The 23,381-nt window shown below is 62.4% G+C and carries 21 protein-coding genes and 1 pseudogene; 20 read left to right on the plus strand and 2 right to left on the minus strand.

Features of this window, described 5'->3' with window-relative positions; genetic code table 11:
• Positions 1-9: 9 nt before the first annotated feature.
• The 18 genes and pseudogenes from AB4O22_RS24285 to AB4O22_RS24370 all read left to right on the plus strand — a co-directional run bounded on the left by AB4O22_RS24285 (position 10) and on the right by AB4O22_RS24370 (position 16,716).
• A complete protein-coding gene (locus tag AB4O22_RS24285; protein ID WP_003197040.1) occupies positions 10-264 on the plus strand; it encodes an acyl carrier protein in 255 nt (84 codons plus the stop codon).
• Complete coding sequence (locus AB4O22_RS24290; protein ID WP_223471020.1) at positions 261-806, plus strand: COG4648 family protein; 546 nt, start codon at positions 261-263, stop codon at positions 804-806. Before AB4O22_RS24285 ends, AB4O22_RS24290 begins: the two co-directional genes overlap by 4 nt.
• Positions 803-2,488, plus strand: a complete 1,686-nt coding sequence (locus AB4O22_RS24295; protein WP_460097332.1) for an AMP-binding protein — start codon at positions 803-805, stop codon at positions 2,486-2,488. Before AB4O22_RS24290 ends, AB4O22_RS24295 begins: the two co-directional genes overlap by 4 nt.
• Positions 2,481-3,215: a glycosyltransferase family 2 protein gene (locus tag AB4O22_RS24300; RefSeq protein ID WP_013692101.1), complete on the plus strand. Its 735-nt coding sequence runs from the start codon at positions 2,481-2,483 to the stop codon at positions 3,213-3,215. Before AB4O22_RS24295 ends, AB4O22_RS24300 begins: the two co-directional genes overlap by 8 nt.
• Positions 3,212-4,156, plus strand: a complete 945-nt coding sequence (locus AB4O22_RS24305; RefSeq protein WP_223471024.1) for an LpxL/LpxP family acyltransferase — start codon at positions 3,212-3,214, stop codon at positions 4,154-4,156. The genes AB4O22_RS24300 and AB4O22_RS24305 overlap by 4 nt, the downstream gene beginning before the upstream one ends.
• Positions 4,137-5,681 (plus strand): HAL/PAL/TAL family ammonia-lyase, encoded by a 1,545-nt coding sequence (locus AB4O22_RS24310; protein ID WP_038859600.1) that lies wholly within the window; start codon positions 4,137-4,139, stop codon positions 5,679-5,681. Before AB4O22_RS24305 ends, AB4O22_RS24310 begins: the two co-directional genes overlap by 20 nt.
• A complete protein-coding gene (locus tag AB4O22_RS24315; protein WP_003197029.1) occupies positions 5,674-6,099 on the plus strand; it encodes an acyl-CoA thioesterase in 426 nt (141 codons plus the stop codon). The genes AB4O22_RS24310 and AB4O22_RS24315 overlap by 8 nt, the downstream gene beginning before the upstream one ends.
• A complete protein-coding gene (locus AB4O22_RS24320) occupies positions 6,096-6,689 on the plus strand; it encodes an outer membrane lipoprotein carrier protein LolA (protein WP_003197028.1) in 594 nt (197 codons plus the stop codon). Before AB4O22_RS24315 ends, AB4O22_RS24320 begins: the two co-directional genes overlap by 4 nt.
• Positions 6,673-9,012 carry an MMPL family transporter gene (locus AB4O22_RS24325; RefSeq protein WP_223471026.1) on the plus strand — a complete coding sequence of 780 codons (2,340 nt, stop codon included), beginning with the start codon at positions 6,673-6,675 and terminating at the stop codon, positions 9,010-9,012. The genes AB4O22_RS24320 and AB4O22_RS24325 overlap by 17 nt, the downstream gene beginning before the upstream one ends.
• Complete coding sequence (locus AB4O22_RS24330; protein ID WP_223471028.1) at positions 9,009-10,166, plus strand: sodium:proton antiporter; 1,158 nt, start codon at positions 9,009-9,011, stop codon at positions 10,164-10,166. Before AB4O22_RS24325 ends, AB4O22_RS24330 begins: the two co-directional genes overlap by 4 nt.
• A complete protein-coding gene (locus tag AB4O22_RS24335) occupies positions 10,153-11,400 on the plus strand; it encodes an NAD(P)/FAD-dependent oxidoreductase (protein WP_460097334.1) in 1,248 nt (415 codons plus the stop codon). Before AB4O22_RS24330 ends, AB4O22_RS24335 begins: the two co-directional genes overlap by 14 nt.
• Before the next feature lie 10 nt (positions 11,401-11,410).
• The gene (locus tag AB4O22_RS24340; protein ID WP_460097336.1) at positions 11,411-12,139 is read left to right on the plus strand and encodes a class I SAM-dependent methyltransferase; all 729 of its coding nucleotides are present in this window, start codon (positions 11,411-11,413) and stop codon (positions 12,137-12,139) included.
• On the plus strand, positions 12,136-12,618 hold the full coding sequence (locus AB4O22_RS24345) for a DUF3261 domain-containing protein (RefSeq protein ID WP_003197018.1): 483 nt from the start codon (positions 12,136-12,138) through the stop codon (positions 12,616-12,618). The genes AB4O22_RS24340 and AB4O22_RS24345 overlap by 4 nt, the downstream gene beginning before the upstream one ends.
• Positions 12,615-13,811, plus strand: a complete 1,197-nt coding sequence (locus AB4O22_RS24350) for a beta-ketoacyl-[acyl-carrier-protein] synthase family protein (protein ID WP_460097338.1) — start codon at positions 12,615-12,617, stop codon at positions 13,809-13,811. The genes AB4O22_RS24345 and AB4O22_RS24350 overlap by 4 nt, the downstream gene beginning before the upstream one ends.
• The gene (locus tag AB4O22_RS24355; RefSeq protein ID WP_214511531.1) at positions 13,808-14,275 is read left to right on the plus strand and encodes an ApeP family dehydratase; all 468 of its coding nucleotides are present in this window, start codon (positions 13,808-13,810) and stop codon (positions 14,273-14,275) included. The genes AB4O22_RS24350 and AB4O22_RS24355 overlap by 4 nt, the downstream gene beginning before the upstream one ends.
• The gene (fabG, locus tag AB4O22_RS24360) at positions 14,272-15,000 is read left to right on the plus strand and encodes a 3-oxoacyl-ACP reductase FabG (RefSeq protein ID WP_223471036.1); all 729 of its coding nucleotides are present in this window, start codon (positions 14,272-14,274) and stop codon (positions 14,998-15,000) included. The genes AB4O22_RS24355 and fabG overlap by 4 nt, the downstream gene beginning before the upstream one ends.
• On the plus strand, positions 15,000-16,226 hold the full coding sequence (locus AB4O22_RS24365; protein ID WP_223471038.1) for a beta-ketoacyl-ACP synthase: 1,227 nt from the start codon (positions 15,000-15,002) through the stop codon (positions 16,224-16,226). Before fabG ends, AB4O22_RS24365 begins: the two co-directional genes overlap by 1 nt.
• Before the next feature lie 42 nt (positions 16,227-16,268).
• A pseudogene (locus tag AB4O22_RS24370) lies at positions 16,269-16,716 on the plus strand (excinuclease).
• A 229-nt stretch (positions 16,717-16,945) separates the two neighbouring features.
• Here the strand turns inward: AB4O22_RS24370 and AB4O22_RS24375 are convergent.
• Positions 16,946-17,266, minus strand: a complete 321-nt coding sequence (locus tag AB4O22_RS24375; protein WP_223471042.1) for a PAAR domain-containing protein — start codon at positions 17,264-17,266, stop codon at positions 16,946-16,948.
• Entirely contained in the window at positions 17,263-17,796 is a 534-nt protein-coding gene (locus AB4O22_RS24380; RefSeq protein ID WP_460097341.1) for a hypothetical protein, read from the minus strand. The genes AB4O22_RS24375 and AB4O22_RS24380 overlap by 4 nt, the downstream gene beginning before the upstream one ends.
• A 318-nt stretch (positions 17,797-18,114) precedes the next feature.
• On the opposite strand from AB4O22_RS24380, the gene AB4O22_RS24385 reads away from it, so the two are divergent.
• Both AB4O22_RS24385 and AB4O22_RS24390 read left to right on the plus strand, forming a co-directional pair.
• The gene (locus AB4O22_RS24385; protein WP_460105903.1) at positions 18,115-19,086 is read left to right on the plus strand and encodes an alpha/beta fold hydrolase; all 972 of its coding nucleotides are present in this window, start codon (positions 18,115-18,117) and stop codon (positions 19,084-19,086) included.
• Positions 19,087-19,218: 132 nt separating this feature from the next.
• Complete coding sequence (locus AB4O22_RS24390; RefSeq protein WP_460105902.1) at positions 19,219-23,268, plus strand: dermonecrotic toxin domain-containing protein; 4,050 nt, start codon at positions 19,219-19,221, stop codon at positions 23,266-23,268.
• Positions 23,269-23,381 lie beyond the last annotated feature (113 nt).

The following is a 23,381-nucleotide window of genomic DNA, read 5'->3' on the forward strand; positions in this document are numbered from 1 at the left end:
GACCGGATCATGCAAACTCGTGACGATATTTTCCACACCCTGCGCGATGCTCTGGTCGAGCTTTTCGAGCTGGACCCTGAGCGTGTGACGCTGGAATCGAACCTGTACCAGGACCTGGAAATCGACAGCATCGACGCGGTCGACCTGATCGACCACATCAAGCGCCAGACCGGCAAGAAAATCGCCGCCGAAGAATTCAAGTCGGTGCGCACCGTCAATGACGTGGTCGAGGCAGTTTATCGACTGGTTCAACCGGCCGCATGACCCGGCTGATTGGCCTCGGCTTGCTGCTGGCGGGCCTGCTCTACCCCTTTGCGGTGTATTTCGGCATGGAGCACTTCGCCCCGTGGCAGTTCGGGCTGCTGCTGGGCAGCCTGTGGCTGGCCCGGGCGTTGCTTGGCAAGGGTGGGACCGGCAGCCGCTGGATGGCGGCCACGGCAATCGTGTTCTGTATATTGCTCGCGCTGTTCGACAGCCCGCTCCTGCTGCGCTGGTACCCGGTGCTGATCAGCGCGTTCATGCTCGGGTTGTTCGTGCTGAGCCTGAAATACGGCCCGCCGATGATCGAACGCCTGGCCCGCCTGCGCGAACCGCAGCTGCCGGCCAAGGCGGTGGTGTATACGCGCCAGGTCACGGTGGCCTGGAGTGTGTTTTTCCTATGTAACGGTTTGCTCGCCGCCGCCCTGACCCTCTGGGCGCCGCTGAGCTGGTGGATGTTGTACACCGGCCTGATTTCCTACGGATTGATGGGGCTGCTGTTTGCCATTGAATGGCTCATACGACAACGGGTAAGAGGCCGCCCATGAATTGGATAACACTTGAGCAGGTGCTGCTCAAGGCTCAGCCGGAACGCGCCGTTGCGGTCGATCCGGCGCTGAATCACTCGCAACTGCGGGACGCGGCGTTGCGCCTGGCGGCTGGCCTGCAAGCTCGGGGGGTGCGGCATGTGGCGGTGCATCTGGAAGATGCCGCCGACCTCGTCGTCGCCCTGCTCGGTGCCTGGCGCGCCGGGGTCCGGGTCCTGCTTCCCGCCGACCTGCAAGCGCAGACACGCCAGCGCTGGGCGGCGGACGTGGACCTGTGGCTGACCGACCAGCCCGGCGATACACATCCCGGCGACCTGCAACAAGCGCCGATGGACGCTGCCGAACTGGACCTCGATCACTGCTGGCTGAGCCTGTGCACATCCGGCTCCAGCGGCGAGCCCAAGCGCATCGAGAAAACCCTGCGCCAGTTAAGCAACGAGGTCCAGGCCCTGGAGCACCTGTGGGGCGCCGACCTGGGCCCGGCCTGCATGATCGGCAGCGTTGCTACCCAGCACATCTACGGGTTGCTGTTCCGGGTGCTGTGGCCGCTGTGCGCCGGGCGTGCGTTCGTGCGTCGGCAATTGGCCTTCCCGGAAGACCTGCAACGCGCCAGCCGCGAACAACCGACCTTCGCCTGGGTCGCCAGCCCGGCACTGCTCAAGCGCATGGGCGACAACCTCGATTGGCCGGCCTTGAGCAGCGTGCGCCGGGTGTTCTCCTCTGGCGGTGCCTTGCCCCCCGAGGCAGCGCAAAGCTTGCAGCAGCGCCTGGGGCAATGGCCGACGGAAATTTTCGGCAGTTCGGAAACCGGCGGCATCGCCTGGCGCCAGGGCAGCGGATTGTGGCAACCCTTTGCCGACGTCGAACTGAGCCAGGACAGCGACGGCGCCTTGCTGATCGCCTCGCCCTATCTGCCGACCGGGCATGTGGAACACACCGCCGACGCGGCACGAATCGCCGAAGATGGGCGCTTCGAGTTGCTCGGGCGACTGGACCGTATCGTCAAGCTCGAAGAAAAACGCATCTCCCTGCCGATGCTCGAACAAGCGCTGGCGGCCCACGACTGGGTCAGCGAAGCGCGGCTGGGGGTGGTGCAGGAGAATCGTGCCTCCCTCGGCGCGCTGCTGGTGCTGAGCGACGTCGGCCTGCGTGCCTTGCGCAACCAGGGCCGGCGCGCCGTTACCGAAGGCCTGCGCCGGCGCCTGAGCGAACATTGCGAACCCCTCGCCCTGCCACGGCGCTGGCGCTGGTTGCGGCAGTTGCCGCTCAACGCCCAGGGCAAGCTGCCCCAGGCCGAGGTCGAGGCGCTGCTGATGGCGCCACGGCCCAAGGCTCCCGAAGTGTTGGAACGCGTCGAAACCGACGGTGAGTGGAGCCTGCAGCTGGTCGTACCGCCAGACCTGGCGTACTTCAGCGGTCACTTCCCCACCGCGCCGGTACTGCCGGGCGTGGTGCAGGTCGATTGGGCCTTGAGCCTGGGCCGCCAATTGCTGGATCTGCCGCCCCGGTTCGTCGGCATGGAAGTGCTGAAATTCCAGCAACTGGTGCGCCCCGGCGATGAAATCCAACTGCACCTGCGCTTCGACCGCGAGCGCGGCAAGCTGTACTTCGCCTACCGCAATGACACGGCGGCCTGCTCCAGCGGGCGGATTGTGCTGGGGGAAAGGGATGAGCATGCATAACCCCTGCGCCGTCATACCGGTCTACAACCACGAAACCGCCATCTCGGCGGTGGTCCAGGCGTTGCTCGCCAACGGCCTGCCCTGCGTGCTGGTGGATGACGCCAGCAGCCCGGCGTGTGCCGCCGTGCTCGATCGGCTGGCCGAGGGCGAGCGGGTTCATCTGGTCAGGCTGGCGGTCAACCAGGGCAAGGGCGGCGCGGTAATGACCGGCCTACGCGAGGCTTCGCGCCTGGGTTTCAGCCACGCCTTGCAGGTGGACGCCGACGGGCAGCACGATCTAGGCGACGTGAAAGTCTTCATCGAACAATCCCGTGCCCACCCGGACGCGGTGATCTGTGGTTATCCGCGCTACGACGCCAGCGTGCCGAAAGGTCGCCTGTACGCGCGCTACCTGACCCACGTGATGGTCTGGATCAACAGCCTGTCCTTGCAAATCCGCGACTCCATGTGTGGCTTTCGGGTCTATCCGCTGGCACCGACCCTGGCGCTGATCGACTCGGCCAATATCGGCAAGCGCATGGATTTCGATTCGGACATCCTCGTGCGCCTGGCCTGGCGCAATCAGCCGATGCACTGGCTGCACACGCGGGTCCATTACCCCCAGGACGGGGTCTCGCACTTTCGCCTGTTCCACGACAACGTGCTGATTTCCAGCATGCACACCCGGTTGTTCTTCGGCATGCTCGTGCGCTTTCCCCTGATTCTCTGGCGACGGTGGCGGGCATGAGCCTTCAGCAAGACAAGCAACATTGGGCCGACCGCCAGGAGCGCGGCAGTTTCTGGCTGATGAAACTCACCGCAGTCGCCGCCAAGGTGCTCGGCCGGCGCTTGCTGACCCCGGTGCTGTACGGCATCGTCCTGTACTTCTTCATTTTCGGCCGCAGTGCCCGTCAGGCGGCCCGGCAATATCAGCAGCGCCTGGCCGACTGGAGCGCACGTCCCGAGCTGCGCCCGACCCGCTGGCGGGTGTTCGGGCAGTTCATGGCGTTTGCCGACTCCCTGCTGGACAAGCTCGACGTCTGGAACGGCAAGCTGAGCATCGACCAGATCGAAATCGTCGATAAGGCGCTGCTGCGCAATCATTTGCGAGACACCCGTGGGCAAATGCTGGTGGGCGCGCACCTGGGCAACCTGGAGATGTGCCGGGCCCTGGCCGAGCTGGGCGAGAAAGTGACCATGAACGTGCTGGTGCACACCAAGCACGCCGAGCAGTTCAACCGTTTGCTGGGCGAAGCCGGTGCCACGCATCTGCGGCTGATCCAGGTCAGCGAGCTGGACCCGGTGATCATGTTGCAGTTGAGCGAACGCCTGGAGCGCGGCGAGTGGCTGGCAATTGCCGGCGACCGTGTACCGCTGCACGGCGGGCGCAGCGTGACCGTGGATTTCATGGGACGCCCGGCCGCCTTTCCCCAGGGCCCCTGGCTACTGGCCGGCCTGCTGAAATGCCCGGTCAACCTGCTGATGTGCCTCAAGCACGAGGGGCGCTATCGCGTCACCCTCGAACCTTTCGCCGATGCCGTGGTGTGGAAACGCAACGACCGCGAGCAAGTGATCGCCCACTGGGCCGGCCGCTACGCCGAGCGCCTGGCGCAATACTGCCTCCAGGCCCCCCAACAGTGGTTCAACTTTTACCCTTTCTGGAAGACCGATGACGATGCCCACTCTTGAGCCGGTAACCTTCGGCGAACGCCCCTTGCGCATCGAAGATGTGCTGGCCCTGGCCAACCGTCAGGCACCGACGCAGTTGCAGGATGATCCGGCGTTCCGCCAGCGCATCGCCAAGGGTGCGCAATTTCTCGATTCCTTGCTGGACAAGGAAGGCGTTATCTACGGCGTGACCACCGGTTACGGCGACTCCTGCGTGGTGGCCGTGCCGTTGCACCACGTCGAGGCCCTGCCGCGTCACCTGTACACGTTCCACGGCTGCGGCCTGGGCAAGCTGCTCGACGCCCAGGCCACCCGTGCGGTGCTGGCGGCGCGTCTGCAGTCGCTGTGCCACGGCGTGTCGGGGGTGCGGGTGGAACTGCTGGAACGGCTCCAGGCCTTTCTCGAACACGACATCCTGCCGCTGATTCCGGAAGAAGGCTCGGTGGGCGCCAGCGGCGACCTGACGCCGCTGTCCTACGTTGCCGCCACGCTGTCGGGCGAGCGGGAAGTGATGTTCCGTGGCGAACGGCGCCTGGCCGCCGATGTGCACCGCGAACTGGGCTGGACCCCGCTGGTGCTGCGGCCCAAGGAGGCCCTGGCGCTGATGAACGGCACCGCCGTGATGACCGGCCTGGCCTGCCTGGCCTTCGCCCGCGCCGACTACCTGCTGCAACTGGCGACGCGCATCACCGCGCTGAACGTCGTCGCCCTGCAAGGCAACCCGGAACACTTCGACGAACGCCTGTTCGCCGCCAAGCCACACCCGGGGCAGATGCAAGTCGCCGCATGGCTGCGCAAGGACCTGGCGATCGACGCCCCAACCGCGCCGCTGCATCGCCTGCAGGACCGCTATTCCCTGCGCTGCGCGCCCCATGTGCTTGGGGTATTGGCCGACAGCCTGGGTTGGCTGCGCGCGTTCATCGAAACCGAACTCAACAGTGCCAACGACAACCCGATCATCGACGCCGAAGCCGAGCGCGTGCTGCACGGCGGGCATTTCTACGGCGGACATATCGCCTTCGCCATGGACAGCCTGAAGAACCTGGTGGCCAACGTCGCCGACTTGCTGGACCGCCAGCTCGCGCTGCTGGTGGACGAGCGCTACAACCATGGCCTGCCAAGCAACCTCTCCGGCGCCAGCGCCGACCGGGCGATGCTCAACCATGGCTTCAAGGCCGTGCAGATCGGCACCAGTGCCTGGACCGCCGAAGCCCTGAAAAACACCATGCCGGCCAGCGTGTTCTCGCGTTCCACCGAGTGCCACAACCAGGACAAGGTGAGCATGGGCACCATCGCCGCCCGCGACGCCATCCGCGTACTGGAGCTGACCGAACAAGTCGCCGCCGCCACCTTGCTGGCGGCCAACCAGGGCGTGTGGCTGCGCAGCCGTGCCGAAGACGCCCGCCCACTGCCGCCGGCCCTGGCCGCCATGCACGAGCAACTGGCCGAGGATTTCCCGCCAGTGATCGAGGACCGCGCCCTGGAAGGTGAACTGCGCCTGTGCCTGCAACGCATCGCCAACCAACACTGGAGGCTGCATGCGTAACCAAGGTGTCTTGCACGTCGACACGCAGGTCGTGGTGCCATTTTTCGATGTCGATTCGATGAACGTGGTCTGGCACGGCCACTATGTCAAATACCTGGAAGTGGCCCGCTGCGCCTTGCTCGACCTGATCGGCCACAACTACAACGACATGCTCGAATCCGGCCACGCATGGCCGATCATCGACCTGCAACTGCGCTACGTGCGCAGCGCCATGTTCGGCCAGGCCCTGACCGTGCGCGCCAGCCTGGTGGAGTGGGAAAACCGGCTGAAGATCAATTACCTGATCAGCGACGCAACCACCGGCGACCGCTTGACCCGTGCCAGTTCGGTGCAAGTGGCCGTGGACCTCGCCAGTCGCGAAATGCTGCTGGCCTCGCCCCGGGTCTTTGTCGAAGCCGTGGAAAGGAAACTGCCATGAAGCGCCTGTCAGCCTGGCTGTTGCTGTGCTGCCTGGCACCCGTGGCCCAGGCGTTCGACTTGCAACAGTTGAGCGATCAACTGGCCCGCCCGGAAGTGATCCACGGGCAGTTCATCCAGGAAAAGCACCTGCGCGCCCTGCCCCAGCCCCTCACCAGCAAGGGACGCTTCGTGCTGGCGAAAAACCACGGGCTGCTGTGGCTGCTGCAAACCCCGCTGCAACAGGACTACCGCATCACCGCCCAGGGCATCGCCCGGCGAGACGGTAACGCCTGGCAGATGCTGCCGAACAAGAGCGCCGGCGCCGAGCAGAACCGCTTGTTCCTGGCGGTATTGCAAGGAGACAGCACAGGCCTGCAACGGGATTTCGAACTGAGCCTGTCGGGCGAGCCGCAACAATGGAAGCTCACCCTGACCCCGCGCTCGGTGCTGCTCAAACAGGTTTTCAACCAGATCAACATCGACGGCGGCGAACTGGTGCAGCGCATCGAACTGCTGGAAACCCAAGGCGACAGTACCGTGCTGCGCATGCAGGACAGCAACAGCGCACAACCCTTGAGCGAAGCGGAGCAACATGATTTTGCCGAGTGAACGGATGCTGCCCCGGCTGTTCCTGATCCTGCTGCTGGCAGTGCTCGCGCTCGCCGGTTGGCAATGGCGTAACGGCGCGCCGCTGTCGGCCAATCTCATGGAACTGGTGCCGGGCACGTCGCCCGATGCCCTGGAGCTCATCGCCGAACAACGCATGCAGGAGCCGCTCAATCGCGAGATGCTGGTGCTGGTCGGTCACACCGATCGCCAGCAAGCCATCGCCCTGGCGCAAACACTCGGCGAGCAATGGCAGGCCAGCGGTCTGTTCGACAAGGTGCAATGGACGTTGCAGGCCGACTTGCCGGCGCTGCGCGCGCAATTGCTCACCGGGCGGCTGGCGATGCTCTCGGCGGCGGACCGCCAGCAATTGATCGAGCAGCCCCAGGCGTTCATCCAACAACGGGTGCAGGCCCTGTTCGATCCGTTCAGCGGCTTCAGCCTGGTGCCGAACCAGGACGACTGGCTGGGCCTGACCGGGCGCATCCAGAACAGCCAGCCACAGCGCGGCGCGATAAAGTTCGACATCGGCAGCGGTGCGTTGGTCGCCGATGCCGACGGTAAAAGCTGGGTGATGCTGCGGGCCCGCGCCCAGGGCAACGCCTTCGACATGAATCTGCCGCTGCAAGTGGCCGAGCTGCTGCAACGCAGTCGCGACCAGGCGAGCCAGGCCCAAGGTCAACTGCTGGCGGCCAGCGGCCTGCTGTACGCCGCCAGCGGCCAGCAACAGGCATCGCGGGAAATCACCTGGGTCGGCGGTGGCGCGACCGTCGGCATCTTGCTGCTGCTGTTGCTGGCCTTCCGGCGCCTGCGCGTATGGCTGGCGTTCGTGCCGGTGCTGGTGGGCGTGCTGTTTGGCGCGGTGGCCTGCGTGGCCTTGTTTGGCCGCATGCATGTCATGACCCTGGTCCTGGGTTCCAGCCTGATTGGCGTAGCCGTGGATTACCCGCTGCACTACCTGTCCAAGAGCTGGAGCCTGAAGCCCTGGCGCAGCTGGCCGGCCTTGCGCCTGACCCTGCCGGGGCTGAGCCTGAGCCTTGTGACCACCTGCATCGGCTACCTGGCCCTGGCCTGGACGCCGTTCCCGGCCCTGACCCAGATCGCGATATTTTCCGCCGCCGGGCTGGTGGGCGCCTACCTGAGCGCCGTCTGCCTGCTGCCGGCGCTGCTCAAGGGCGCAGAGTTGCGCCCCGCCCAATGGCCGCTCCAGGTCTGCCAATACCTGCTCAAGGCCCGTGAAGCCCTGCTGAAACGGGTACGCACGCCGGTCCTGCTGATGTTGTTGCTGACGTTCTGCGCGGGTGGGCTCTGGCACCTGACCACGAAAAACGACATCCGCCAGTGGATCGGCACGCCCCAGCACCTTACCGACGAAGCCCGCGACATCGCGCGCATCACCGGTTTCCAGCCCACCAGTCAGTTTTTCCTGATCCGCGCCGACGATCAATCCCAACTGCTGGAGCGCCAGACCGCCCTCAACGAGCGGCTGGATCAGTTGATCGGCCTGGAAAAGCTCCAGGGCTACCTGTCGCTGAACCAACTGGTCAGCCCGCCAGCCGAACAGCAGAAAGTGCGTGAGGCCCTGGCCCGCTTGCCAGCCTTCTGGCAACCGCTGCTGGACCTGGGCGTCCCGGTCGCTGCGCTACAAGCAGAGCTGGCGCAATTACAGGCCCTGCCAGTGACCGACATTGACGCCGCGCTGGTCGGTCCGTTGGCCGAGCCGTATCGCACACTCTGGCTCGGACCAACAGCGCAAGGCGTCGCGGCGGTGGTCAGCTTGCAAGGTTTGAACGATGCGACGCTGCTGCGGGTACAAGCGGTGGATCTGCCAGGCGTACAACTGGTGGATCGCCTGGGCGACCTGAACCGAGTCTTCGCCGCCACGCAGGTCAGCGCCGCCGAGTTGAAACTGGCCTCCTGCGTGCTGATTGTGCTGGTGCTGATCTGGCCGTTTGGTGTCGGCGGCGCCTTGCGCATCGTGGCATTGCCGTTGCTGGCCGCACTGTGCAGCCTGGCGAGCCTAGGCTGGCTGGGGCAGCCACTGACCTTGTTCAGCCTGTTCGGCCTGTTGCTGGTGACGGCCATCGGCGTCGACTACGCGATCCTGATGCGCGAGCAGATCGGCGGTGCCGCCGTGAGTCTGCTGGGCACGTTCCTGGCGGCGGTCACCACCTGGCTGTCGTTCGGCCTGCTGGCGCTGTCCAGTACACCGGCGGTGAGCAACTTCGGCCTGGCGGTGAGCCTGGGGCTGGCCTTCAGCTTCATGTTGGCGCCGTGGGCCGGACATCAAGCCCACGCGGCGACGGTCGCGGAGCCCGCCCAATGATGACCCTGCTGTTCTGGCTCATGGCCCTGGGGCTGTTCGCAGTCGCCACACGCCTGGGCGCTCGCTTCGGGTTGATCCCGATTGTCAGCCAGTTGCTGCTGGCGACCTTCGGCCTGCCGCTGCTGATGTATTTCTGGATCGAACCGGGCTGGCAACTCAGCGGCGTACAACTGGTATCGCCGGTGTGGCTGAAGAACCTCTACAGCCTCGCGTTCGCGCTGTTGCTGGGGCACATCCTCAGCGACGTGATCGACCTGCGCCTGGACCGCCAGAGCGTGAAAATCGCCCTGCCAAGCTTCGTCGTTCCATTCGCCTGCGGTCTGGCGACAGCGTTCTGGCTGCTGCCGCCCCAGCCCTGGATCAGCTCCCTGGCGGTGGGACTGCTGTTTGCGATCACGGCGATCCCGGTGCTGTACCTGTACCTGCGTCACATCGACTACCCACCCGCCGCCACCCGGCGACTGGTGCAAACGGCGATCCTGATCGACCTGGCCTGCTGGAGCCTGTTCGGCCTGGCCCAGGGCAGCCTCCACCTGGGCAGCCTGCTGTTGCCGTTGGCCGGCGCCTGTGTGCCATTGCTGTTGCGCCTGGTTGGCCTGCGCCAGCCATTGTTGTACAGCGGTGTGTTCTTTGCCCTGCTGGTGGTGGCCGAGCACTACCGGCTCAATGCACTGATCGTCGGCATTGGTTATCTGCTGTGCATGGCCGCGCTCAAAGTGCCCTTGAGGCTGCCGCTCAATATCACCTGGATGCAGGGCTTGCAGACATACCTGGCGATCCCGCTGATCCTCACGTTCGGCATTGTGCAGATCGACGTCCACAGCGCCATGAGCAGCCTCGACTGGGTGCAATTGACGGCGTTGCTGCTGTTGCCCATTGCCAGCAAAATGCTGGGCAACTGGCTGGGCCTGGGTTGGGCCGCCGCGTCATTCGCCGGCGCCAGTCGCTGGCGTGAAAGTGTCCTGCTGAACATTCGCGGCTTGAGTGAAATCGTCTTCCTCAATCTGCTCTTGCAACAACAGCTCATCAGCCCAGCGTTGTATTTCACGCTGATGCTGATGGGACTGATCGCCACATTACTGCCGGCCGTGACCGGTTTCCACCGTATTCCCTCGATTGCCGTCCCGGCCAGGAGCTCCAGTGCCAACAGTTGAAATGGAACGTCGACAGGTCGTCATCATCGGCGCAGGCCCTTCCGGCGCCATCGCCGCCGCGTTGCTCAAGCGCAAGGGCCACGATGTGCTGGTCATCGAGCGCCAGCATTTCCCCCGGTTCTCCATCGGTGAGAGCCTGTTGTCCCATTGCCTGGATTTCGTCGAAGAAGCCGGCATGCTCGACGCGGTGAATGCCGCCGGGTTCCAGCGCAAGAACGGCGCCGCATTTGCCTGGGGCGAGCGCTACAGCGCCTTCGATTTCGGCGATACCTTCAGCAATGGCAAACCCACGACCTTCCAGGTACAACGCGCCGACTTCGACAAGTTGCTGGCCGACCAGGCCGCCCTGCAAGGCGTGGAGATCCGCTACGGCCAAGCGATCACCAGCGCCGACTTCAGCCTCGCCAAGCCCCAACTGGGCGTGCAGCGCGAAGATGGCAGCGAGTACTGCGTCGAGGCCGACTTCGTGCTCGATGCCAGCGGCTATGGCCGTGTTCTGCCGCGCCTGCTGGACCTTGAAGCACCGTCGAATTTCCCGGTGCGCCAGGCGGTGTTCACGCACATCGAGGATCGCATCGACGCCCCGGCGTTCGATCGAGAAAAGATCCTGATCACCACCCACCCGAGCAAACGCGACGTGTGGTTCTGGACCATTCCGTTCAGCGGCGGGCGCTGCTCGGTGGGCGTGGTCGCGGCGGCGGAACATTTCGCCGGCCGCACCGACGACCTCGATGCCTGCCTGCGCAGTTTCATCGATGAAACCCCAAGCCTGGCCGGCGTGCTGCAGAACGCCGTGTGGGATACCCCGGCGCGGACCATCGGCGGCTACTCGGCCAACGTCAAGACCCTGCACGGCCAAGGCTTCGCCCTGCTGGGCAACGCTGCGGAATTCCTCGACCCGGTGTTTTCCTCCGGCGTGACCATTGCCATGCGCTCGGCGAGCATGGCCGCCGCTGTGCTCCACCGGCAGTTGCAAGGTGAAAGCGTGGATTGGCAAAGCGAGTTCGCCGAGCCGCTCAAGCGCGGCGTCGACACCTTCCGCTGCTATGTCGAGGGCTGGTACGCCGGTACCTTCCAGGACGTGATTTTCTACACCGAAGGTTCGGACGACATCCGCCGCATGATCAGCTCGATCCTGGCAGGCTACGCCTGGGATCAGCGCAATCCGTTTGTCAGCGAACCCAAGCGGCGCCTGCGCATGCTCTCGGAAATCTGCGCGAGCCCGGCGCCATGAGTCAGCAACCATGAGCTACCTGAGCGACAACTACGTCGAAGAGACCCGCTTCGGCTTCTGGTTCCTGCGCAGCCACACCTGGCAGCACCATGTGTTGCGCGTGGCGATCAACGACCTGTGCAGCCTGTTCAGCACCCCGCTGCCGAGCAACCCGGTGCTGCTCGACGCTGGCTGCGGTCAGGGCAAATCATTCCAGTACCTGCGCCAGGTGTTCGCGCCACAGCGCCTGATCGGCGTGGATGCCGACCCTCACAGCCTGGACCTGAGCCGGGAGGAAGCCGCACGCCAAGGCATGGCCGTGGAACTGATCGGCAGCGACTGCGCGACCTTGGCGGTGCCCGATGCCAGCGTCGACCTGTTGTTCTGCCACCAGACCTTCCATCACCTGGTGGAGCAGGAGAAAGCCCTCGCCGAGTTCTATCGCGTACTCAAGCCCGGCGGCTATTTGATGTTCGCCGAATCCACCGAAGCCTACATCGACACCTGGGTGATTCGCTGGCTGTTCCGCCATCCCATGCACGTACAGAAAAGTGCCGCGCAGTACCTGGAGATGATCCGCGAGCAAGGCTTCCAGTTCGAAGCCCGCAACGTCTCCTACCCGTACCTGTGGTGGAGCCGCGCCAAGGACTTCGGCTTGCTGGAGCGTTTTGGCCTGCGCCGCGCCAAACCGTTCGGCGAGCGCGAGGAAACCCTGGTCAATGTGGTGGCTCGCAAGCCCGTCGAAGGGGCCATCGGATGATTCGTGCCCTGCTTGTCGGCTGCCTGTTGCTGCTCAGTGCCTGCGCCAGCCATGCGCCGCTGCCCGAGCGCACGCCAACCCTGGCCTTGCCGATGCAACTGCACATCGAGCGGACATTGGCCGGCCAACGCCAGGACTGGCTGCTGGTGATCCAGCGCGAAGACGCCGGCATCCGTTGGTCGATGATGGACCCGCTGGGCATTCCCGTGGCCCGCCAGCGCCTGGTCGCTGGCCAGTGGCAGGCCGACGGTCTGCTGCCGCCCAATGCCGAAGCCCGGGAGTTGTTCGCCGCGCTGTTGTTCGCCCTGACCCCCGAAGCCGAACTGCCGGGCAACTACCCGACCGCCCGGCAACAAGCGTCGCAACGGACCCTCGATTCCCGCTGGCAGGTGCGCTACACGCAGCCGCTGGATTTTGAAATGAGCCTGCCCCAAGGCCCCCGCTACCGCATCACACCGTTGACCGAGAACGCCCCATGACCGCCTATTTGAATGCCCTCGGGGTGATCTGTGCCCTGGGCCGCGACAAGCACACCGTCGCGCACAACCTGTTTGCCGGCGACTGTTCGGGCGTTCGTATCAAGGACGGCTGGGTCGCCGAACGTGCATTACCGGTTGCCGCGGTGCCGGGTGAACTCGCCCCCATCCCCCCAACCCTGTTGGCGCACCGCAGCCGCAACAATCAGCTGCTGCTGGAAGCCGGGCTGCAGATTCGCGCCGAGATCGACCAGGCCATCCAGGCCTACGGTCGCGCCCGCATCGGCATCGTGTTGGGCACCAGCACTTCGGGGATCGATGAGGCCAGCCAGGGCATTGCCCATTACCTGCGCGAGCAACACTTCCCCGACGGCTACGACTACCAGCAACAGGAACTCAGCGCGCCGGCCAACTTTCTTTCCGACTGGCTCGGCCTGAGCGGTCCGTCCTACGTGATTTCCACGGCTTGCACCTCCAGCGCCCGCGCCTTGATGAGCGCCCGGCGCCTGCTGGACCTGGGCCTGTGCGATGCCGTGCTGTGCGGTGGCGTGGACAGCCTGTGCAAACTGACCCTCAACGGTTTTTCCGCACTGGAAGCGGTGTCGAACGAACGCTGCAATCCGTTTTCGGTGAACCGCAGCGGCATCAACATTGGCGAAGCAGCCGTGCTGTTCCTCATGAGCAAGACGCCAGGCGACGGGATACCGATTGCCTTGCTCGGCGACGGCGCCAGTTCCGATGCCCACCATATTTCCGCACCTGAACCCAACGGTCGCGGCGCCCGCCAGGCTATGGAAAAAGCCCTGCGTTGCGCTGGCCTCGAGGCCAGCCAGATCGACTACCTGAACCTGCACGGCACCGCCACGCAACACAATGACGCCATGGAAAGCCAGGCGGTGGCCGGGCTGTTTCCAGCGGGCGTGCCCTGCTCGTCCACCAAGCCCATGACCGGCCATACTCTCGGCGCGGCCGGGGCACTGGAAGCGGCATTCTGCTGGTTGGCCCTGAGCGCAGAAAATACCGCCCTGGCCCTGCCGCCGCATGTCTGGGACGGCCAGGCCGATCCGGCCCTGCCAGCGCTGGACTGGGTCACCGCCGGCACCCACCTGAACCCGACCACCCCGCGCCGCCTGATGAGCAATTCATTTGCATTCGGCGGCAACAACGTCAGCCTGATTATCGGAGACGCCCCATGATTGACTGGCCGCTCGCCGAACTGCTGCCCCATGCCGGCGACATGATCCTCATCGACCGGATCCTGTCGTTCGATGACGAACAGATCCATACCCATGTCACCGTCAAGCCCGGCGGTTTGTTCAGCCGCGACGATGGCGCGCTGCCGGCCTGGGTCGGCATCGAGCTGATGGCCCAAAGCGTCGCCGCCTTTGCCGGTTGCCATGCACGCCAACGGGGTGATGCCGTGGCCCTGGGCTTTTTGCTCGGCACCCGCAAGTTCGAATGCAACGTCGAGTGTTTTCCCGCCGGCGTCGAGCTGACCATCCACGGCGTGCGCTCCCTGGAAGACGACAACGGCATGGGCGTGTTCGAATGCCACATCCACGCCCCCGGCATCCATGCCACGGCCCGGCTCAACGTATTCCGTCCGCCCCAGGCCGCCCATTACCTTCATGAACCGTCCGCAACAGGAAACCCGTCATGACTGAATCCGTATTGGTCACCGGCTCCAGCCGTGGCATCGGCCGCGCCATCGCCCTGCGCCTGGCCCGGGCCGGGCACGACATCGTGCTGCACTGCCGCAGCGGCCGCGCCGAGGCCGAGACGGTCCAGGCGCAAATCCAGGCCCTGGGCCGCAACGCCCGGGTGCTGCAATTCGACGTGGCCGACCGGGCCGCGTGCAAGGCCATTCTCGAAGCCGATGTCGAAACCCACGGCGCCTATTACGGCGTGGTGCTCAACGCTGGCCTGACCCGCGATGGTGCCTTCCCGGCCCTGAGCGAAGACGACTGGGATGTGGTGATGCGCACCAACCTCGACGGTTTCTATAACGTGCTGCATCCGGTGATGATGCCGATGATCCGTCGTCGCGCCGCCGGGAGGATCGTCTGCATCACCTCGGTTTCCGGGCTGATCGGCAATCGCGGCCAGGTCAACTACAGCGCCTCGAAGGCCGGGTTGATCGGCGCGGCCAAGGCGTTGGCAATCGAGCTGGGCAAGCGCAAGATCACCGTCAATTGCGTCGCGCCAGGCCTGATCGACACCGCCATGCTCGATGAAAACGTACCCGTGGAAGAACTGATGAAAATGATCCCCGCCCAGCGCATGGGCACCCCGGAAGAAGTGGCGGGTGCGGTGAACTTCCTGATGTCCGCCGAAGCCGGCTACATCACCCGGCAGGTCCTGGCCGTCAACGGAGGCTTGTGCTGATGAAGCGCGTCGTCGTCACCGGCATGGCCGGTATCACCTCCATAGGCAGCGACTGGGAAACCATCGCCGCCAACTTCGCCGCCAACCGCAGCGGCATCCGGCGCATGAATGAGTGGGACCGTTTCACCGAACTGAACACCCGCCTGGCCGGGCCCATCGACGACTTCCAGGTCCCGGCCCACTGGACCCGCAAGCAACTGCGCAGCATGGGCCGGGTTTCGCGCCTGGCGGTCGCGTCGGCGGAACAGGCCCTGGCCGACGCCGGCCTGCTGGGCGACGAATCGATCAAGGACGGGCGCATGGGCGTGTCCTGCGGTTCGTCCACCGGCAGCACCGACGAGATCAAGGCCTTTGGCAACATGCTGCTCAACAGCGTGGCCGAAGGGTTGAACGCCAACTCCTACGTGCGAATGATGCCCCACACCACGGCGGCCAACATCAGCATCTTCTTCGGCTTGACCGGGCGCCTGATCCCCACCTCCAGCGCCTGCACCAGCGGCAGCCATGGCATCGGCTATGCCTACGAGGCCATCAAATTCGGGCGCCTGCCGTTGATGCTTGCCGGTGGCGCCGAAGAGCTGTGCCCGACCGAAGCGATGGTGTTCGATGCGCTCTACGCCACCAGCCTGAAAAACGAAGCACCGCAAACCAGCCCGCGCCCCTACGACAAGGACCGCGACGGCCTGGTGATCGGTGAAGGCGCCGGCATGCTCGTGCTTGAAGAACTGGAACATGCGTTGGCACGCGGCGCACGGATCCATGCCGAGATCGTCGGCTTTGGCAGCAACGCCGACGGCCAGCACGCCACCCGCCCCGAACTGCTCACCATGCGCCGGGCCATGGAACTGGCCCTGGAAGATGCCGGCCTCGAACCCTCGGCCATCGGCTACGTCAACGGCCACGGCACCGCCACCGAACAAGGTGACATCGCCGAAACCCTGGCCACCAGCAGCCTGTTTGGCGAACACATGCCCATCAGCTCGCAGAAGAGTTTCCTCGGTCACACCCTGGGTGCCTGCGGCGCGCTGGAGTCCTGGTTCAGCATCGAAATGATGAACCGCGACCTCTACGTGCACACCTTCAACCTCGATGAGGTTGATCCCCAATGCGGCAAGCTCGATTACCTGCGTAACGAGTTCAGGTCGATGAGCAACGAATACGTGATGAACAACAACTTCGCCTTTGGTGGGGTCAACACCTCGCTGATTTTCCGCCGCTGGCACTGAATCGGATTCAAAACCCTGTTACCCCTCGTCAAGGAGACCATGATGTCGTTGAAGAAAATCGCCGTGACCGCCGCCCTGTTGCTCAGCACCCTGCCAAGCCTCAGCCAGGCCCGTGATACCGCGCTGTTCCTGCCGTTCGACAAAGTCGTCGCCGAAGCCATCCGCACCGGCAAGATCGACGGCAGCGTGAAGTTCTACCTGGCGGGTAACAAACCGGCCGGCAACATCACCGTGATCAGCCCAGGGGCGGTGACCAACAAGAAAACCAACGCCTTCAACAAATCCGATGAAGTAGCCTGCGAATGGGTCCTGCAATCGGCCCTGATCAGCCTGCACCAAGCCGCCAAGAACGCCGGCGCCAATGCCGTCACCAACATCGTCAGCTTCTACAAGAGCAACGAACGCAAGGACTCCACCACCTACGAATGCCACGCCGGCGCGATCATGGCGGGTGTTGCGTTGAAAGGGGGATTTGGCGAAGGTGCAATAAAAAGCACCTTTTGAAGTCCCCGCTGGGATATAGGAACTGTGTAGGAGCTGTCGAGTGCAACGAGGCTGCGATCTTTCCCAGACACTTGAGTCCCAAGCGAAAGATCAAGAGATCGTCCGAACGCGGCCCGAGCCTTCGGCAGTTCCTGCAGGGTTCGATAGCGGTGGGTCAGTACCGGTGATGTTGGCTGTGCCGCCGTCATCGCGAGCAGGCTCGCTCCCACAGGTCATTAAGCCAGTTGAGCGACTCGGCTGGCTTGCGGTGCGGGGTCTGCATTTTTGTAGGTGACCCAGAATACCGAGGGGATCAGTCGTGCTTTGCAGGGGCAGGTACTGTGGCTATCCAGGGTGCCGGCCATATGCCTGCCATGGCTGACCATGTGCCCTATACCGCCCCTGATCTGATAGGTGTTCCCGTCTTTACCACAAGAGACGCGGTCATCTTCGCGGGCATGCTGCAGGCCAAACATGTTCACCTTGCCGTCGCCATCCAGCACTTTCCCACCGCACGTGGTCTTGTCACCCTGACCGATGAAGTAACCCTCGTTCATTGGATGTTCTCCTTCATCGCATTCGAGTGCAGGCGATGAACATACGCCAGCCTGAGAGCAGGCAAAAAATCCTCTGCCATCGGCACACCTTCACGCACGATGATCAGGAAACGTCTCTGAAGTGTATTGATGATCTCGTCGCCATTGCTCAGGCGGCTGCCGACCAGTGCGATGTTGCTGTTGGCTTCCCCGGCGGCGGTTATGATCCGTGCCGTGGTGCCATCGGCATACACAACCTGATCGCCTTTCTGCGCAGCTCGTACTTTCCAGCCATTATCCAGGGTGAACGTCAACGACGATGACACTTGCTGGATCGTTCCGCCGTTACGCGTCTGGCTGCCCTCGGTGGCCACTCGGTAAATAGCGATGGGAGGATGAGCTTGGACGTGCGCCTTTTGTCGATTAATCCATGCCACGACTTCTTCGCTGTAATCGTCGAGTTGCCGTTGCTCCACGTACAAGTCGTCCAAATGGCGGAGGTATTCAGCAGAGACTTCGTTGGTGTATGGGGACTGCAAGGGTTCATTCATTACTAAGGCTCCTGTTCAAGGGACGTTATCCGTTGGCCTTTGGAACGCTAAGCCGGACGAATTTCGGAGCAATGAATAAGACGTTGCAGCGCTAGCAAGTCGCAATCCCGGCAGTACGGTATTAGGAGCGAACAGGAAATTTCGGAAAAGAAAATGCGCGCTTTCCTACAGCCAAGAAGAGTCTGACAGTCCAATTCTGTTTTGCCGTTTGTCGGAACTGTCATCTTCGACAGTATCGGTGGGGTTCCGGATCCCATCAGGCTTTAACCACTTGAAAATTGCCTTTCCATTTTCAGATGTTTAAACCCGGTTTCAGAAATGGATAAAAAATTGATGAATACGATCGCCTGGTCAGGCGTCACAGCCGTGTCTTCTCAACGCCACGCCACATCGCCCTCCGTGGAACAAGGCGGCATTGTTGTGGACGGTGTGCTATTTACCCGCGCCTATGCGCAGGTGAATGGCATTCGCCTTCACTATCTTATAAGCGGTAATGGCGAACACCCGGTTTTGCTGGTGCATGGGTTTCCGGGAAGTTGGCGCAGCTGGGAGACGTTGATGGGGCCATTGGTGCGTGCTGGTTTTACCCCGATCGTTCCTGATTATCGCGGTGCTGGCGAAACTGATATTTCAACAGGTGGCTATGACAAAAAAAGCATGGCGCATGATTTACACGAACTGGTAACCCTCCTGAACATCAAGCAGGTCGATATTATTGGTCACGACATGGGTTTAATCATTGCCTATGCCTACGGCGCGCTTTACCCCGATGAAACCAAACATATCATCTTGATGGATGGATTCATTCCTGGCATCCCTGGATGGGAAACCGCTTACAACGGCAATATTGAAGCGGGCGTGGCAAGTAAATGGCACTTTCGCTTTTTTGGTAAAACGGCCCTGTCCATGATCCAGAGGCAGGAGAAAACCTACCTGGACATGTTTTTTGATAATTTTGTCTTCGCGGGCAACGGTACGGTACGTGAAGAGGTGCGCCAGGCGCTGGTGGAGGACTACTCCCGACCTGGGCGCATGGAGGCGGCATTCAAGCTTTATTCGGCCTGGGTAGAGCATGATGTGAAAGACAACCTGGCTTTTGCCCAGAATAAGTTGACGGTTCCGCTGCTCACCATCGGCGGCGACAATTCGAGAGGTAAAACCTTGGCCGAGCAGGCCTTGCACATTGCTACGCAACCGCACTCATTAATACTGGTCAATACCGGACATTGGGTATTGGAAGAACAACCGCAGGCTACCCGCGACGCGATCCTGACCTTTCTTGCACAATAAACAATCAGTCAAATTCGCTTTGTCACAGGCGCTCGAACAGCACCTTCCTTTGTATGTGCGGTATCTATCTACCACCCTATCGTCGCCTGCCTTCAATAGGTTGCCCTTCCGAAAAACTCTCAGGAAGAGCACATGCAGGAAGATACCGCCCCCATACCGTCTTTCAACCTTCCGCAGGCCGATAGCGTCACTGACGCCAGCGTCCTACTGACAAGCCGGCTCACGACCTCGCAGCAGCACATGATCCGCTTGAACAGTGCCGTTCCCTGGCCCTCGACGGCCACGAGACAGCATCTGGACTACTGGTTCAAAAGAACCTTCCCCGCCTTGGCGGGCACCATGGCCGTCGAAACATTGTCGGTGTGCACGCTGCAAGAGGAGCCTATCGCCCCATCGGAACGCGTCCCCAACGGGCCGATGTCCCGGCGGACAGTGAAAGATATCGTTTTCCTCGAGACCCTTTTCTGGCGCGCCGCTGCCGGCCAGATGAATACCCGTGAGTTTTTCCTCGAAATCGACAACCTCGAGGTTGTCGTGACGAAAGACAACCTCACCCAAGTGCCCAGCGCCCTGAACAGTCGTGAAGCAAAGGAGGAAATCAAACGCCTGCTGAACACCACGCCAGCGTCTTATGAACGGCTGCTGGCGCGGGTCCTGGATGACTTCTGGAGTAAACCGGCCGATTTCACCCGAGGCCGCAACGTCGGTGACTGGCTGGCGGAAGAACTGGGCACGCAACTGCAGGTACAAGCAGATCTTCATTTGCTGGATACAACGCTGAGCCAGGCAATGCACAAGGCAGTGACAGACCATCTGGCGGCGCAGGCCACCAGACCCGGGGTTTTCAACCTGAGCCTCACTCTCCAAGGTTGGGGATTCAGCCTGCCGGTGCCGGGTGCCGTCGTGCTGACACGGCCCGACCATACCGATCATTCGGCGGACGCCGTGCTGTACCGTCCGGGTCATCCGCTGGAGGTGCATGGCAGCCTGACGGAACTGAAGGCCAGCCTGATGGAGGACGATAACGTTGAGGACCGGTTGGACACCGCACCCATAGCAGGGAATTTCCTTGTTCATTTGGTCAGCGATTTGCGGGCGGTGCAGAAAGCAGCCGTGAGCAATACCTTGTTGAACGGCCCGACCGAGGAAGAGGAAATCGCCGCCTGGGTGAGCAGGCTGGATGCCGCGGCGGACATCGGCGATAAGCTGGACCTGGCGGGCGCCATGGACGAGCGCGAGCTGCGGCTGAACCTGAAAAACTTGAATGACTGGCTGCACGACCTCCCCCACATCACCGGTGACGACCGCCTGGCATGGTGGCGGGCGGCGCAGGCCCTGCACAGCAGCCTGGTCGATACACCGCCCCCAGCGGACCCGGTGACGCTGGCCACCGCGCAGGCGCTTCGGGAGCGGACCCGTCGCCTGCTCGCCGGCTTCATCGGGGAGAAATACCCGCCAGCCGACCCTGAAGATGTGTCGCTGAGTATCAGAAAACAACTGACTGACCCGCATGCACCAACGGGCGCCTCACCGTTCGGGTCCGGGGTTTCGCAAGGTGGCGTGAGGGGGGTCATGGATGACCGCCGTTCCATGACCGAGTGGGCGATGTCCAACCTGACCCAGGACGAACGCAACGCCGCTCAGCCTAGCGTCGTCGGGCCGCTGAGCTTTGCGCAGATTATAGAGACCATCGAGCGGGCAGACATCGGCACCCGGCTGGCGACCGATGTGCAACTCGCCGCCCGCCAATCACAAGCGCAATGGATGACCCTGAAAGCGCAACAGATACGGGCCCAGGCGTGGACCGCCCATATCTCGGGCGACCTGAGGCACGACAAGGACAGTATCGGACTGAACCTGGTGCTGGCAGCGTTGGACAGTCCGACACCGGATCGGCGCGCCAAGGTCAACGGGCACGACGTGGTGGTCCGTCAACTGCAGTGGGGCAACAGCGTGCTCAGGTCGATACTGGCGTTTGGGGTGAAAACCGTGTCGAGCCGCCCGTCGCTGACGCTGTACACGCCGGGAGCACCGGACGGCAAGGTGTTCAGGGACGTGGATGCGGCCAGCGGTCGAACGTTGGAAAGCACCTTGGCGCAGACGCTCACTGCCACGCCACAAATGACCCGCTGGCTCATTTCGCAACTGCCGCTGCTGGAGCAGGCCGTACAGCTTGCCAGTATGGTGCCGGCCTCGGAAAAGCTGACGTTCGAGGAGAAGATAAGAAAAGTCACACAGTCGGCTTTCGTCTGGGCGAGGACCAGGGCACAGAACGACTTTGCGACGAAAATCTCCTCGCCCGTGGTTGGAGGGAACTTGCTCCAAGCACTGTATGAAACGCAAATAACCCACGCGATGAAAACCGCGGACATGTTGACGGTGACCAACGCCGAACGCGACAGCGCAGCCGCGCGGGAGGGGCGCAGAAACGGCGTCATGTTGTTGACCGGGGCGATGTCGATGGCACCTGCGGGCCGGCTGGGCGGAATACTGGGACGTGCGATCCTGCCAACGATGGCCGGAGGGACGGCGGTGGCGGCAATCGATGTCGAAGACGGTCACTTCAGCCAGTGGACACGTGATTTTATCAGCGGACTGGGCGAGGTCATCGCCGAAGCCGGGCAGGATCTGATCATGGCGCGTGCAAGGCGTCATCAGGCACGCCCGGCGCTGTCCTCCCTGCCCCGCATGCCGGATCCGGAGTTGGAGCCTTTTCACCTCAGGGGCTTTGACAGCAAGGGGTTGATCCCCGATGGCCGCAATCGGTACAGGGACACCAGCGGGCAGGGTTACCTGACCATAGGAAAGTACTTCTACAAATCGGCGATTCAGGGAGGCGAACGGATTATCTACGCGCCTAACAACCGTACGAACCAGCGGACGGTGACCTGGAGAAATGGCGGATGGCAGGTTGAAGCGCAAAACCGGTTGTTGGGTGGCGGGGCATTACAGAGCCTGATCGGCCGGTCTCCAGAGACCCTGCAACAGAAGCGATGCAACATATTGCTGGAAGGTGCTTTGGCGGACCAACGCAGGCCCTCCGTTGAATTGGTCAACACCGTAAAGAATCTTGTTGATTCAATGCCTGATGAGCTGGCTGTACGAATACTCCATGAGAGCATGGAGGATGTTGGCATGCGAGACTTGGATTCTTATCGCGCACAAATAACCTCTCTCTATCAAACGCAGGTAATTCCCCACGCAAACTTGAAGCATAAAATCAACATATGGATGCACGTCGATACTGCGACCAAAGTCATCGAATCAAGAGGTGATGGCTTCAACCTTACAGCCGCCCAACAAATACTGATATTTGACAAGATAGAAATACTTGGTCCAAAGCTGTTCAATCACCGAGGTGAGTTCAATACGGCCATCACCATATTGCCAGATAACGTTACCGGGGCTGTATTTCTAGCGATCACCCCTGAACGAGGAAAAAAGCGAGACGCCGTCCGTAATATTGCAGACACCCACACCGAAATATTGGAGGTCGCACAAGCCAAACTCCTCGACGAGCTGGAGCCGCTGTTCCCAGGGAGCGGCCCGGATGTAGAGGCCGCCAGGAGAAGATACGTCAACGCCCCCGAACGCCAAGACGAATACAAAATAAAATTCATCAATGCCTTCAGTACGGAAATGCGCCGCAGAAACAGACTCGGGCTACTGACAGAAATCAGGCAATATGAAATCCCTTACATCATCGCCAACAAAGGCAAGTCGCAACGCAGGATGATGGTTGTTACCGAAGAGGAGATTACAAAATTTACCCGAAACTTATCCCGCTATGACGCGTTCGACATCGAGGTCGTGACACAGGCCCGGACAAATAGAGTGACCGGCACCCGACCTCCAACCACCCCACCTACTTCAGCGGTTCCGTCGCCTGCGGCCGACAAGTTCACGGTCGATACCAGCCCACTGGCGGACACGCAAATGTCCTACGATAACTTCCCTGAAACAGCCAGGGCGAAAGTAGTAGAAATCATGGATGACATTTGTGCTGGCAGGGTGACGACGAAGAAAATCAATCAGTATTACTGGTACGACATGGCTCGACTGGTTCCAGGAGGTGGCCGGGGCTTGTGGCGCGCCGCGTTCGAACGCCAGGGCGATACGTGGACACTCCAGGGTTTCTATAATTATCACGTAAACAAACCGGCGACCGTCTGGGGGGATTGAGATAGAGAGCCCAGAAGGCGTAGGCACGTCCAACATCTTTGGTGGCTGATGCACCGCTATCGCGAGCAAGCTCGCTCCCACAGGAGATTTGCGGTGATTGAAGGTTCTGCGAC

The sequence above is a fragment of the Pseudomonas sp. S3_B11 genome (assembly GCF_054667715.1).